At 40.1% G+C, this 13,136-nt stretch carries 14 protein-coding genes and 2 pseudogenes; 6 read left to right on the top strand and 10 right to left on the bottom strand.

The genetic code is table 11. The features are described from left to right. Positions 1 to 389: 389 nt before the first annotated feature. The 7 genes and pseudogenes from ACSLUH_RS16340 to ACSLUH_RS16310 all read right to left on the bottom strand — a co-directional run bounded on the left by ACSLUH_RS16340 (position 390) and on the right by ACSLUH_RS16310 (position 4,091). Positions 390 to 635 (bottom strand): hypothetical protein, encoded by a 246-nt coding sequence (locus ACSLUH_RS16340; RefSeq protein WP_448568941.1) that lies wholly within the window; start codon positions 633 to 635, stop codon positions 390 to 392. Beyond that, positions 635 to 1,090, bottom strand: a complete 456-nt coding sequence (locus ACSLUH_RS16335; RefSeq protein ID WP_448569085.1) for a DUF2778 domain-containing protein — start codon at positions 1,088 to 1,090, stop codon at positions 635 to 637. Before ACSLUH_RS16335 ends, ACSLUH_RS16340 begins: the two co-directional genes overlap by 1 nt. A 9-nt stretch (positions 1,091 to 1,099) precedes the next feature. Continuing rightward, positions 1,100 to 1,210 (bottom strand): annotated as a pseudogene (locus ACSLUH_RS16330) (RHS repeat-associated core domain-containing protein); the annotation flags it as partial. A gap of 98 nt (positions 1,211 to 1,308) precedes the next feature. Then, positions 1,309 to 1,653 carry a YajD family HNH nuclease gene (locus tag ACSLUH_RS16325; protein WP_448568939.1) on the bottom strand — a complete coding sequence of 115 codons (345 nt, stop codon included), beginning with the start codon at positions 1,651 to 1,653 and terminating at the stop codon, positions 1,309 to 1,311. A gap of 114 nt (positions 1,654 to 1,767) precedes the next feature. Continuing rightward, positions 1,768 to 2,952 (bottom strand): mandelate racemase/muconate lactonizing enzyme family protein, encoded by a 1,185-nt coding sequence (locus ACSLUH_RS16320; protein ID WP_448568937.1) that lies wholly within the window; start codon positions 2,950 to 2,952, stop codon positions 1,768 to 1,770. A 33-nt stretch (positions 2,953 to 2,985) separates the two neighbouring features. Continuing rightward, positions 2,986 to 3,756 carry a class II aldolase/adducin family protein gene (locus ACSLUH_RS16315; protein WP_448568935.1) on the bottom strand — a complete coding sequence of 257 codons (771 nt, stop codon included), beginning with the start codon at positions 3,754 to 3,756 and terminating at the stop codon, positions 2,986 to 2,988. A gap of 158 nt (positions 3,757 to 3,914) precedes the next feature. Then, a complete protein-coding gene (locus tag ACSLUH_RS16310; RefSeq protein ID WP_448568933.1) occupies positions 3,915 to 4,091 on the bottom strand; it encodes a hypothetical protein in 177 nt (58 codons plus the stop codon). 108 nt (positions 4,092 to 4,199) lie between these two features. Between ACSLUH_RS16310 and ACSLUH_RS16305 the strand changes: the two genes are divergently transcribed. The 3 genes from ACSLUH_RS16305 to ACSLUH_RS16295 all read left to right on the top strand — a co-directional run bounded on the left by ACSLUH_RS16305 (position 4,200) and on the right by ACSLUH_RS16295 (position 6,761). Continuing rightward, positions 4,200 to 5,435, top strand: a complete 1,236-nt coding sequence (locus ACSLUH_RS16305) for a threonine/serine exporter family protein (protein WP_448568931.1) — start codon at positions 4,200 to 4,202, stop codon at positions 5,433 to 5,435. A gap of 23 nt (positions 5,436 to 5,458) precedes the next feature. Beyond that, a complete protein-coding gene (locus tag ACSLUH_RS16300) occupies positions 5,459 to 6,067 on the top strand; it encodes a TetR/AcrR family transcriptional regulator (RefSeq protein WP_448568929.1) in 609 nt (202 codons plus the stop codon). A 97-nt stretch (positions 6,068 to 6,164) separates the two neighbouring features. Then, a complete protein-coding gene (locus tag ACSLUH_RS16295; protein WP_448568927.1) occupies positions 6,165 to 6,761 on the top strand; it encodes a PilZ domain-containing protein in 597 nt (198 codons plus the stop codon). Between the two features lie 224 nt (positions 6,762 to 6,985). On the opposite strand, the pseudogene ACSLUH_RS16290 reads toward ACSLUH_RS16295, so the two are convergent. Together ACSLUH_RS16290 and ACSLUH_RS16285 are read right to left on the bottom strand one after the other, a co-directional pair. Beyond that, positions 6,986 to 7,438 (bottom strand): annotated as a pseudogene (locus ACSLUH_RS16290) (site-specific integrase). A 133-nt stretch (positions 7,439 to 7,571) separates the two neighbouring features. Continuing rightward, positions 7,572 to 8,492 (bottom strand): helix-turn-helix domain-containing protein, encoded by a 921-nt coding sequence (locus ACSLUH_RS16285; protein WP_448568925.1) that lies wholly within the window; start codon positions 8,490 to 8,492, stop codon positions 7,572 to 7,574. Positions 8,493 to 8,797: 305 nt separating this feature from the next. Here ACSLUH_RS16285 and ACSLUH_RS16280 point away from each other — a divergent pair, with 305 nt between their 5' ends. Together ACSLUH_RS16280 and ACSLUH_RS16275 are read left to right on the top strand one after the other, a co-directional pair. Beyond that, entirely contained in the window at positions 8,798 to 10,603 is a 1,806-nt protein-coding gene (locus tag ACSLUH_RS16280) for a TPR end-of-group domain-containing protein (RefSeq protein WP_448568923.1), read from the top strand. A gap of 142 nt (positions 10,604 to 10,745) precedes the next feature. Then, on the top strand, positions 10,746 to 11,216 hold the full coding sequence (locus ACSLUH_RS16275; protein ID WP_448568921.1) for a GNAT family N-acetyltransferase: 471 nt from the start codon (positions 10,746 to 10,748) through the stop codon (positions 11,214 to 11,216). A gap of 492 nt (positions 11,217 to 11,708) precedes the next feature. On the opposite strand, the gene ACSLUH_RS16270 is transcribed toward ACSLUH_RS16275, so the two are convergent. After that, positions 11,709 to 12,602: an EamA family transporter gene (locus ACSLUH_RS16270; RefSeq protein ID WP_448568919.1), complete on the bottom strand. Its 894-nt coding sequence runs from the start codon at positions 12,600 to 12,602 to the stop codon at positions 11,709 to 11,711. A 95-nt stretch (positions 12,603 to 12,697) separates the two neighbouring features. On the opposite strand from ACSLUH_RS16270, the gene ACSLUH_RS16265 reads away from it, so the two are divergent. Further along, on the top strand, positions 12,698 to 13,136 hold a 439-nt coding region (locus ACSLUH_RS16265; protein ID WP_448568917.1), incomplete at its 3' end, for a GntR family transcriptional regulator.

Here is a 13,136-nt window from a genome sequence, read left to right as displayed (position 1 = left end):
AGTAGGAATGCAGGAATAATAATTATGGCGTTATTTATAAACTTATGACCTAAAAAATCATGTTTACCTTTTTCAATGCACAACAAGTGAGGCAAAAAAGTAAATACTACTGCTGAAAACATAAATCCTTCAATGCTATCAAATCCGCTAAAGCTTTTAGAGTTTTTATCTAATGACAAGCCATGATTAATATGTATAACCACATTAAAGATGTACCAGAAAAATGAGATTAAGATTATAGGATCACCATTTAAACCAGTAATCCTATAAATCCTAGACTTCATGTTATTGACAGCCACAATCACTACAACTCATCACGCTACTAGCAGTATCTGCTGCTCCTGCCATAGAACCATTCATTCCAGCCATAATAGTTGCAAAAAACAACTTCAATTATCTTTTTTTAACACATAGATAAAAATTGATGAAAAATATATCACTGCCATAATAATCATCATTTCTATCATAGTTGCTTTATAAGTGGCTTCTCCGTCTAAGTTAAAAATAGAATGGATTATCTTAGGAGTACCCACCCAATTGTGATCCATCCATAATTTCCACCATATGCCGCCAGAAATTATCGTCAGGAGTAATCCAATTAATAATAGTCCCAAAGCTTTTAGTAAATTATTCATTAATAAACCTTCACTGTCCCATAATAAACAATATCTGTTCCGGGAATTAACGCAGTCTCTGTATTTTTCAATAGTTTACTTAACTTCTCAAATTCATTCTTATCTGAAAGAGTTATATACCCTGCGCTTCTTCCTCCCGGATGCATCCTAAATTGACCTCTGTTAACATCGTTAACTTTTGTAAAATCATCTATTTTCCCATCATCTCTATAAAGCGAAAACCAACTATCTGCGCCAGAAAAAAAGTCATATAGGCCACCTAAACGACCACCGCTTTCTCGTCGCACAATATAATACTTACCTTTCGGTATTGGTCCATAATTTTTACGATCAGTTAAAGTAGAGTTATTGTATGCACCTTCAGCACCAGAAAAAGCAGAAAAAGAGTCTCCGCATTCACATTGTAAAGTTGAGGTATTTGAGAAATTCAGCTTGTATGTGAATTCTTCAAGCAATCCTGTAGAGTCAAAACGGTTAATTGGGTTTCCTGAAACATAGCCAAAGGTATTAATCCCTCCTCTCAGACCAAACGGATCGGACTGAATGTATCTACCCAATTCAGGATCGTAATCCCTAAAGTAGTTGTAAGCTTAAGCGTTTGATTTTATTGTTTTCGTGCTATTTCTTATACAAACCTGAGGTTAAATAATGAAATAGCCTAGTCCGCTTACCGTTATTTTTTCATCATCGATTTTAAATCGGCAAATGGGTTGTAAGTCGCTGTATCTTGCAGCGGCTCACCTGCCTTAACTTCGGTCTGATATTGAGCGTAGTCGGTATATTTAGCATGCTCATTGTCATGACAATATAAACACAACAATTCCCAGTTACTGCCATCGCTAGGATTATTAGTGTGGTCATGATCAATATGATGAACCGTTAGCTCTTTTAAGTTGGAGTAAACAAACTCCCGTGCACACCGACCACAAACCCATGGATAGAGTTTAAGTGCTTGGTCACGGTAACCTTGCTCAAGGCGTTTATAATTGGCACTGGTGCCATACTTATCAGAAGACATGATCTTAACCTATGATGACGATAACTCCGATAAGCTAACCAACAACAAAAAAGAAGGCAAGCGCCTTCTTCTTTAATGAGTAAATTAATGCTTGATCAAATGGCTATTAAAACCTTACTTAAGCGATGTCACCATCACATGGGGAGAGCGCTTAACCACTTCATCATTCAAATCAATGCCAATACCTGGGGTTTCACTGACTTCGAAAAACCCATTGACAGGTTGCGGGTCTTGGATACAAAGTTCTCGATTCCACGACTTTATCGCATAGGTATGATGTTCATGTATTAAGAAGTTCGGGATGGCAGTTTCCAAATGCAATGATGCCGCTGTCGCCACTGGGCCACCACAAACATGCGCTTGAATACGAATATCATACACATCAGCATAGTCGCATACTTTTTTCGCTTCGGTAAATCCGCCGCATAAGCCAACATCAGGTTGTAGAACATCAATACTTTGATCTTCAAAATATTGGCGCACGTCCCAACGATGGTAAAGGCGCTCACCGCCAGCAATCGGAACATTAACCCCGTCAGAAACTTTTTTATGCACTTTAGCATTCAAATAATTAACAGGCTCTTCATACATCATGCAGCCAACCTCTTCAACGATCGCCCCCATTTGTATCGCAGAAGCCGCCCCCATTAACGAATGAGATTCAAAAATTATATCGACATCTTCGCCAACCGCTTGTCGAATTGCACGAAGACGATCACCAAACAAGCGCATTTGTTTCGGCGTAAAAAGCTTGGTGCGATCAAATGAAGAGCTGCCATCTTGATTATAAACAATCGGATCAACCTTAACGGCATCGTAACCTTCCGCAACCGCTTTTAACGCGGCTTCAGCATACTCACTTGGCTCAATCAACTTGCGGCATTCTTTATCCCAATCAAATTGCAGTTGGCTGGCGTAAGTACGGAGCTTTTCGTTAGTTTTACCACCAAGTAACTGATAAACAGGTACGCCGAACGCTTTACCTTTTATGTCCCAAAGCGCGGTATCAATCGCGCTCATCGCCGCGTAAAGCACAGGGCCGCCACCTAATCCCCAGAAACTTTCTCGCAACATTCTCGACCATAACAGTTCAGTTTGCATTGGGTTAAAGCCAATGAGTACTGCTTCAGCAATTTCTTTGATCATCGCCGCAGCAGCACTATGCCCCCAATCATAAGCTAAGCCAGCTTCGCCAACCCCAACGATACCTTCATCGGTATAAATACGAACGAACACGGGGTTCCAAGGGGGTCTTTCCGGGCACTCTATATCAAAAATTTCTACTTGGGTAATTTTCATAAAGGTCTCTACATAAATGAATTAGCGGGTTACTTATTCGGCAAAACTTGGATCATTGCGATACACTTTTCTAAGCATTGCTGGCCATGATTTTTGACCACCAGTCGCACCAGAGTGCACAACATTAGCCTGTGCTTTTATTCCATCAACAATTGCTTGGGGCACCATCACAACCGGCTTACCCATGGATAAGGTTTGAATTTGAACCTGACAAGCTCGCGTTAAGTCATACATATGCATAAACGCATCACCGATAGTTTGCCCAAGCGTTAAACCACCATGGTTACGAAGCAACATAAAGTTAGCGTTGCCTAAATCGTCTTGTAAACGCTTTTTCTCTTCAGCATTGACCGCCAACCCTTCGTAGTCATGATAACTCATCGAAGCAAGTGCAAACATGGCATACTGGCTGATAGGCAATAACCCCTCTTCCATGCTGGCGACTGAAATGGTTTCATTGGTATGTAAGTGCAAGACACACTGCGCGTCGTGACGTACCTCATGGATAGCACTGTGGATAGTAAAACCTGCGGGATTAATTTCAAACGGACAATCGGGATCAATAATATTGCCGTCAATATCAATTTTAACCAAATTAGAGGCAGTAATTTCATCAAACGCCAAACCAAAAGCGTTGATGAGGATATGCTCTGTACCCGGAATACGCGCTGAAATATGGGTGTAAATTAAATCATCCCAACCATGCATTGCCACCAAACGATAACAAGCAGCTAAATCAACACGGGTCTGCCATTCAGCAGCAGAAACACTATCCTTTAAATTAAGTTTTGGTAGTTCAAACATTTAAAATCCTTGCCATACCGATAACATGGACACTGGTACATGCTCTCATATAGCTATTATATTGGTAAATTTTACTGAATCACTTAATGAAGTAAAAGCGAAGCATTAGTGATAATTGCTATAAGTTAAACCCAATTAACACCACTGCAGCATTGCAATTAGCTAACCGCCATCTTAATGATAGCGGCTATTAGCAAGACAAACACCAAAATACGTGTCACCTTGGCATATTTTTGTTGCTGCTCGACTTCCATCGGCTTGCCATACTTCTCACCCAATACAACCATTAAAGCGACGGCTGCAAAAACCACCGCCAGTATAATTATCAGAGTCATTATTTACATCTTTAGTTGCTAAAATCTCAAGTTAACATAATATATCAAATAGACAAATCAGTTACTTAACATATGCACTATCGTGTGCAGATAGCTTGGATCTTCCCGATGGCACAATACGCAGATTTCAATGACAAACGACAATTTATTATTCGCCTTGGGAAGGCTTTACACAAATTCGGCACACCAGCCTATCGTTTAGAAACGCACTTACAAAATGTGGCTCGCTCGCTAGGTATTGACGGTAATTTTGTGATCACGCCAACTTCACTAACTTTTGTATTATCTGATAACGTTGATACCCCATATCACCAAGAGTACAACCATATTGTTCGCGTTATGCCTGGCGATCTTGATTTAGGCTCACTGGCACGCACCGATGAGCTCGTTGATGAACTTGCATCTGGTCAACGCACACTGGAAGAAGCCACCGAACGTCTTGATGAAATCGTTAATAAGCCTCACCCTTACGGTCGTTTATTAACCTTTTTCGCCTTTGGCGCTTCGTCAGGCGCTTTTGCAATGCTTATTCGTACGAGTTGGAATGATGTGCTCTGGTCTACCGCACTTGGGCTATTAGTATGCTTATTTGTCTTTTGGGCAGAGCGTTCTAAACGTGTAACCGAAATGCTAGAGCCGATGTCAGCATTAGTCACGGCCTTGCTCGCCTCTGCAATTACCTTATTTGATCAAAGCATCAATATGCCGCTGGTGATCCTGTCGAGTATCATAGCCTTTATACCCGGTCTAGCGTTAACACTTGGCTTAGCAGAACTTGCCGCGCGTAATTTAATTGCGGGCACCGCGAGGATCATGGATGCGATCATGGTGTTATTTAAGCTCTATTTTGGCGCCGTACTTGGTATGGCTTTGGGTAATATCTTCTGGGGAACAGGTGAATTTATTGAGCCAATGCCGACACCTGAGTGGGTGTCTTGGGTGGCAGTCACCACCCTATCGATTAGTTTGGTTATTTTATTTAAAGTGCGATTAAAAGATGCACCTTGGGGGATCATATCAGGCTATGTCGCCTATGGAGCAGCGCTTTGGGGCTCGGGTGTTTTAGGCGTTGCCTTAGGCGCATTTGTTGGCGCTTTTGCTTTGGGTATTTATGGCAACTTATTCTCTCGGCTAATGAACCTTCCCTCCAGTATCGCTAAACTTCTAGGTTTAGTCGTTTTGGTGCCAGGGAGTAAAGTTTACATGGGGTTAAATAGCGCCATACTCGGACAGCACATGCTCAATGAAACCGATATTGGCTCTAAAGCCTTTTTGATCTTTATGTCGCTGGTCGCAGGCTTACTATTCGCAAACGTCGCCTTGCCACCACGCAAATTGTTATAATCACTAACGCTAATAGCTATTCAATGAGTATCGAAAAATCTCACTATCATCATGGCGACCTTAAAGCGTCGATGATCAAAACCGCTAAGCAAATGTTGGAAAACGATGGCATACAAGCGCTGTCTTTAAGAAAAATAGCGGAGCAAGTTGGCGTATCACGCACTGCTGCTTATCATCATTTTGCCAATAAACACGAACTACTAAGTGCCGTTGCCAGTGAAGGGTTTGAAGCATGGCAGCATCAAGTTGAAGCCATTTTTGGTAATGAGAAACTAACCGCAAAGCAACGTTTTAAAGCGTTTTTTCAAGGTTACATTCATTTTGCGATCGAGCATCCTCACATTTATTCATTAATGTTTGGAGAAACCCTATGGAAGCATCAACACAATACCGAACAATTAAACAATGTTGCTTATCCAAGTTTTGAGCAACAAGTAAAAATGACCCAATACTGGCAGTCGATTGGCGTCTTACCGGCACAAGAAAATAGTTTGAGATTAGCGCAAGTCATCTGGGGTACATTGCATGGTATCGCCACTCTTGTGCTCGATGGTATCTATACAAAAAATACCAACATTGATGAAATGTGTGACTGTGCATTTAACCTTTTTACAGGTTTTTCAAACAATTAGGGGCTTTATCTTAGTATAGCTAGCCATACCTCGTATTGTATATTGCTGATTTTTAACTGATAATGTTTAGCACACTGGATTAAATGGAAAGCTGGATATGAAACATACGCAAGATAGTGACAAACTAGAGCAATTCAGTGAGTATTTTTCAATAGAGCATCTCTTTAACCTCAACCTTAAACCCTTATCTTCACAAGAGTTATGTAGCTACTCGGAATTTATTGAACAAATTCCAACACCTTTTAAATTGGCCACCCAAGTGGCGACCCTTGATCAAATCGCCATTGAACCGTTGCAAACCGTTAAAGGCGTTGCCACACAATTAATGCGTTACCTTAATTTACAAGCACAAAAAGTTGACTTGTTAATGCATTACATCGTCAGTCAACAAGATGAAGAGGAGCATCGCTATCAAGGCATTGGTTTTGGTGGTAGTGGGGTAAAGTTTAAATCTCAACAAGCGCTAGCTGTTAATACACTCGTTGAAGTAAAACTTTTTATCGAACAGGACAATTGCAATATCTATTGTCATGGTGAGGTTATCGAAATAGCACAAGAAGATGAGCATTTTATCGGAAAAGTCTTGTTTCATCATATCCGAGATGATGATCGCGAATTGCTGGTACGGTGCACTTTGCATCAGCAACAAAAACAATTAAACGCTTTATCTAAAAGGCGAAATGAAAACAGCTAATCAGGCTTAATGAATAAGCTCTAAGGTTATCTGGCAGGTTCTTTAATAGGGTTGATCTTACAGCTCATTACAGCCTTACCCTAATGCAAAAATTCCACAAAGGCTAATTTTCACTTTCGCGCAACTGGATACTATTGCGCTAACTTGAAAAGGGGCAAATGCACCATAAAATTGCTGCCTACGTTAAATCATCAATCAGTTTCTGTCGATCTTTTAATAGCAGCTTAAATCTCAATTCCTAAGTATCTGATGGTGTTATCAATTTTTGTATAACCAAGTAGTAGTTGAACAACCCTTATATTTTTAGTTTAAGCATAAATCAAAGTCGCTTTGGTTCTTTGCATTGAGTAGGTTCCATATAGGTCAGAATCAAGCCCTAACTGCTCAACCCAACTCCTTATGATAGACCTGTTATATGAATAGCGGATTGGTTGATTAGCGCGACGTAAACTCCGAAACAAATAATTACTAGCTTGCAATGTAACTTCTTGAACCCTAGCAAAAACTTGATCTCGGCTAGCTACATCTCGAACTTTTAAGGACAGTAAATCACATGACCTTAATTTCCTATCTATAGCCAAAGTAAGTAACGCTAACTGCATTAAGTTATTTTTAATTTCCATTGCCGTGCGAATATGCCAAACTTCTTCATGTTTGAAAGAGCGTTTCACGCCTATCGCATTGTTACTAAGCTATAGTTTCGTAGTTACTAAAAGTCACTATGAGAATAGATCGCTGATCTTTGCGGCTAGGGTATGAACAAAAATGAGCTAACTTAATTTGCAAGTCTGGTGTAAAACCTTTACTAATTCATGAATGCTCAAAATTATCATTTAAAAATTGGGTTGGGGTCATATTTTCAAACTTTTTAAATGCGTAATTAAATGCTGACTTTGAATTGAAGCCACATTCTAGTGCCACGTCAAGAATTGCTCCGCGTTTTTCATTATTGGCAATCAGTTGTGCTTTCACCGCATTCACTCTCAAGCCGTTGATGTAGTCATTAAAATTCTTTCCTGTTGTAACATTTATTGCCCACGAGGTGTCTTTTATATTTAACCCTGTTTCTTCTGCCACCTGCTGTACAGTCAATTTGGATATTTTAAATAGTTGCAACGTTTGTACTTTTGAATTAATTGAGTCAAAGAGTGTCTGAGCTAATGAATAATCTTCAACGGTCGACATATTATTATTGTATTTAGGCTTTAGCTCGTCGTTAGGATCATTCTCCACCTTAAAACCGGTGAACAATTCAGCTTGGTTGAGTGATTTTACAAGCAGGTAAGTACAAATAACTAATAGCAAAGCTAAATCAAAAACATACCATTGATAATAAATTTCTCTACTAATAATACTCTTGCTGTTAAGTCGAAACATATCAATGAGTAAGAATATTACGATTATAATACCGCTATTTTCAACCCAGCGCAGCCGGATTGATAATTCGTCTGAACGGGAATTCAATGCGGCGTTTTCGTAGCGACGAAGTAATTTATAGGAGTGAAACAAATATATGATTTGACTTAGCGAGCCAAGCACAATGATTAACTCAACGTATTGTGTAAAAGGTAGAGACGCTACTGCAGGTAAGCAATGTAATGCTATGCGCTGATTGGGAAGTACACGGTTGGAAACTAAGTTTTGCGAAGCATAATAAAAGATTGGTCCCATTAATAAAGTGAATGCTGGGGTAATAAAGAAATAAGGCTTGGTGATATTAAGTTCTTCCATGATATTAAAGGTCATCAACACTGAAAAATACACTATTATTAACATCACACCTCTATATCGCTGCCGGTCATAAAGTAAAGCGAAACTGAGCAAACCTAAGAAAATAAAAAGTCCCTGTAGAATATTCGCGGGGGAAAGGAAGATGAAGTTATTCATGGTTAGTTTTATGTTAGTTTCAGTGTATTTTCCGGTGCTAAAAGATAATTAATATCGAAATTAAGGTGCAGAATCCTAATTCGGGACGCTTAATCTAAGCCAAAAGTTTATCTTCGTGTCTTACACAAGTATACGGAACCAGAACATATATGAATAGTTTTAAAATATATCGTTGCATTTGGGTCAGCTTATTTTTGTTCTCTTTTGCAGCAGAGGCTGAAAAATCAAACAAAGTGCTGCAAATGAGCAATAATGCTCATGATGTTTCGATAGGAGAAGTATCTGAGCTTAATTCAGTACTTTACTTTCAGAATAAGCAAGAAGCGTTGCGATTGTGCAAATCAGGAGTTTGTAATGATGCTTTGCCATTGTTAACAAGGTTGACTCAACAATTTCATGCAGATGGGGATAATTGGTATTTGTTAGGGAACGCCTATCGCCAAGCCGGAAATTATGAGGCTGCAGCGAATGCTTTTGTTTCCGCACTTAAATTGGGAACAAAACTACGAGGCATTCCAAATAGCGCAAGCAATCCAAACGACTTAATGGTGATTATTGCTGAAGTGTATGCTCAGGCAAATAACGAGAAATTAACTCAGTATTGGTTAGCTAAAGCACTAGAATATCGGTGGGATGATAAGCCAAAGCTATCTGGGCATAGCTTATTTCAGAAAGGTAAAAACCCATATTTCAAACCGTATTATGAAAGAGACTGGTATAAGTCATTGTCTGGCATCACTGATATCCCTGATAACAGAGTGGAAGGTTGGCGCCTAGACCTCAACTATCTACTCTCTGAAATTAAACGCCTACATGTAGCACCTTACCACTCAATTTCAGAAACTGAACTAACAGCAAAGGCGAAGCAGTTATACGACAAAATTCCAAATCTTAGCGACGATCAAATTGTATTTGGCTTAATGGAGCTCTTAGGTAACATTGGAAATGGTCATAATTTTATTATTCCTGCATGGGGGAAAAAAGGTAATTTTCAGCAACTACCTGTTCAATTTTATCAATTTTCGGACGGGTTATATGTAGTCAATGCATCTGACGAATACCAACATCTTGTTGGCGCTAGAGTTTTAAAATTCAACGAGATGGACACCAATGTGGCATTGAGGCTCACCGATAAAGTGAACCCTAGAGATAACAATATGCAAAGGCTCTGGTTGGGACCTTATTATTTAAGCCTTCCTGAGGTGCTTGAGGGTATTGGTGCAATAGATAATTCAGATACCGTCACATTGACATTATTGGATAGTCAAGAAAAGCTGTTTGAGACAACACTTAAACCGGTTTCTATGAGTTTTAATGGTTTCCCAAAGTTGCCAGCAGTGGCTGGTTCGAAATCAAATCCGCTTTATTTAAAACAAAATAATAATGAGTACTGGCGAGAATGGTTGGAAAATGAAGGTATCTTGTATGTGCAATTTAATGACGTCCGGAATAAGCGTTCACAGCCTTTTGATAAATTTAATGAACAACTTCAGAGTGAAATTAAAGACAGCCAATCTAAAGCTTTAGTGCTCGATCTTCGTCATAACAGTGGCGGTAACGGTTCAATTACCCCACCAATGCTTAAAACACTGGTGCTATTTGAGGCAATAAACCCAACGGGATCTACGTTTGTCATTGTAGGAAGGAATACTTTTTCCGCAGGTCATGACCTATTGATGGATGTCGTTAAGATGACTAATGCCATTGTGGTTGGTGAGCCCTCAGGTACTCGCCCTAATACAATAGGTGAGGCGGGATGGTTTCATCTGCCATATAGCGGCCAAATAGGAATCATTTCTTCTCAGTTTCATCAAAAAGGCAGTGCCGAAGACCATCGTATTTGGTTAGCACCAAGCTTACCTGCAGTACTAACGTCCAAAGTGTATTTTTCAGGTGTTGACCCTGCGATGGAGTCAATTAAAAGAATAATAAAGCTACGTAAAGGTCAGCAATAACTGTATCGATAAGAAGCGATAGAAAAATAGCTAAATGATAAAGGGAAATAATATCATGAAAGGGGTATTTTATACTTATGTTTTTATGACTGCGCACGCAGCTGTTGTGCAACCTAACGTTTATTAAAGAGGATGAAAGAGTATGGAAATCAAGTTAGACGATTTATCGGGTGGTGAGGTGATCAAATTGCTCCAAGAGCACTTGGCTGATATGTACGCAACGTCACCAAAAGAGAGCGTTCATGCTTTAGATATTGATGCACTGAAGTCACCAGATATTACATTTTTTAGCGGTTGGATTGGGAGTGAGCTATTAGGTTGTGTTGCTATAAAAGAATTAACCCCTGATCATATAGAATTAAAATCGATGAGAACGACGAGTTCGGCTCGCCAATCTGGCGTTGCTACCAAGCTTTTATCCCACGCTCTCAATGTTGCTATTAAGCGAGGTTATCAGAAAGTGAGTCTAGAAACAGGAACTCAAGACTTCTTTCGGCCAGCCCGAAACCTATATGAAAAGTTTGGTTTCGCTTATTGTGAACCATTCGCAAACTATAAAGTGGATCCACATAGTCATTTCATGACAAGAGGTTTGATAGAAAAATTCCTATAACAACGCATGAACAAAAAATTTGTTACATCAAAAGTTTCACAGAAACGAGTTGTTATTCGAAAAATTAAAAGAGTTCGATTACATATGCATAATTCCAAAGAGTTTTTTTAAATCTGAGTTTGGTAGCACTTGCTTCTCTATGCTAGGTCCCTGTTAATAATGCAGCAACAAAAACAATTAAACGCTTTGTCTAAAAGACGAAGTGAAAACAGCTAATCAGGCTAAATGAATAAGCGCTAAGGTTATCTGGCAGGTTCTTTAATAGGGTTCAATCAGAGCTGATGGTCTCAGATGTGCCAACTAGAGCCGTTCGACTTCAAATTAAGACTATAAAACAAAGTAAAATATCGGACGCTCAGTCAAGTCATTTCCGGACAAAAACTTGTTACGATTTCTCGGAGTTGACTAGCTTTAGGATAAGACTAGGTAGGGCAAAAGGAAAGACCTGCCCCCACCTTTCTTGTTTACAGCTTCGGCACCTACGAGGCAATGTTAACTTTGAGTTACTGGCTTAGCGTTCACCGAGCTCTTTGGTTGAACTGGTTTCACGATTAAGCCAATACCAATCAGAAACAACACACAAGCAATTATTTGAGCAAGGCTTAGCATTTCGTCATACATGAAGTAGCCTGATATCAGCGCAAATACAGGAACAAGTAAAGTCAGTGGTGCTGTCATGCTAAGAGGGTAGCGGATCAGCATACGGTTCCATACCCAGTAACCAAACAGCGTGGTTGGGTAAGCTTGAAAGACAACGGCGATGGTTGTGCTGGTATCCCAAGCTTCAAAGGCATGGGTTACGATACTCGGGCCATGCAGACTGACCGCAAACAGTACCAACGGAATTGGCGCAAATAACATGCCCCAAACATTAAAGGCAAAAGCTTGAATAGTTTTGGATGCTTTCACGATCATACCCATGATCGTCCAACACGTTGCGGCAATCATAATGAAAACTAGGCCTTGAAGAGTTATATTGCCATTGGTGGCGGAAACCAAAATCAATAGCGCTGCCAGTGCTGTAATTGCACCTGTGACCTTACGTTTTGATGCCATCTCTTTCTGAATGAAAACCCCTACCGCCATGCTGATTAAGGCATTGGATGAAAGCAAAACCGATGACATACCTGATGAAAGGCCAGCTGTTATTGACCAAGAAGCCATGCCCCAAATGCCCACCCCAAATACTATGCCATAGCTAATGAGGTAGCGCCAATCCACGTTTGGTCTGCGAATAAAGAAGATCGCTGGTAATACAGCGAGTGAGAACCTTGCTGCCGTTGCTAATAGTGGGTGAACCTCGGTGATGCCCATCTTAATCATCGAGAAGTTGAAACCCCAGATGGCCATCACTAGCACCACTATAAATAAATCGTTTCGTTTCATAACTGTACTCCTTAATTGTTGCAAAATAGTATTACTCGTGTACAGTCATCAGTACAGATACAATTTTTGATTTAAAAAGAAGTACAGTTTCGCTTATGAGTATGTACAGAAAGATGGCGAGCCAATTTGTTCATGAAATAGAGTCGGGTAAGTTGCCACAAGGTAGTCGTATGCCCTCACTTAGACAGCTTTCAAAACAGCAGTCAGTAAGCATGTCTACGGCAGTCAGCTGTTACCAGGAGCTGGAATCACAAGGATGGATTCATGCTCGCCCTCAAGCGGGGTATTACGTTTCGGTTCATAAAAGCCAACATCGAACGCCACAAATTGTGCAATTTATCAGTAAGGTTTCGAGCGTTGAACAGAGCTTTGCGATTCATTCTGAATACAACGGACCGCTTGGCGTTTCTAGCACAGACATAGATGAACAAGCGTTAAGTGAATTAAAGCGCAGCTTTCGTCGAACTAGTAAGCGTTTAGGAAATAGCCGACTCAATCAATACCCCAATGCTCAAGGTGAGCCGTTTTTACGAG

This window comes from Thalassotalea ganghwensis, from assembly GCF_053485795.1.
Note: the sequence above shows the minus strand (reverse complement) of the source record. Positions and strands in the feature narration are given on the sequence as shown.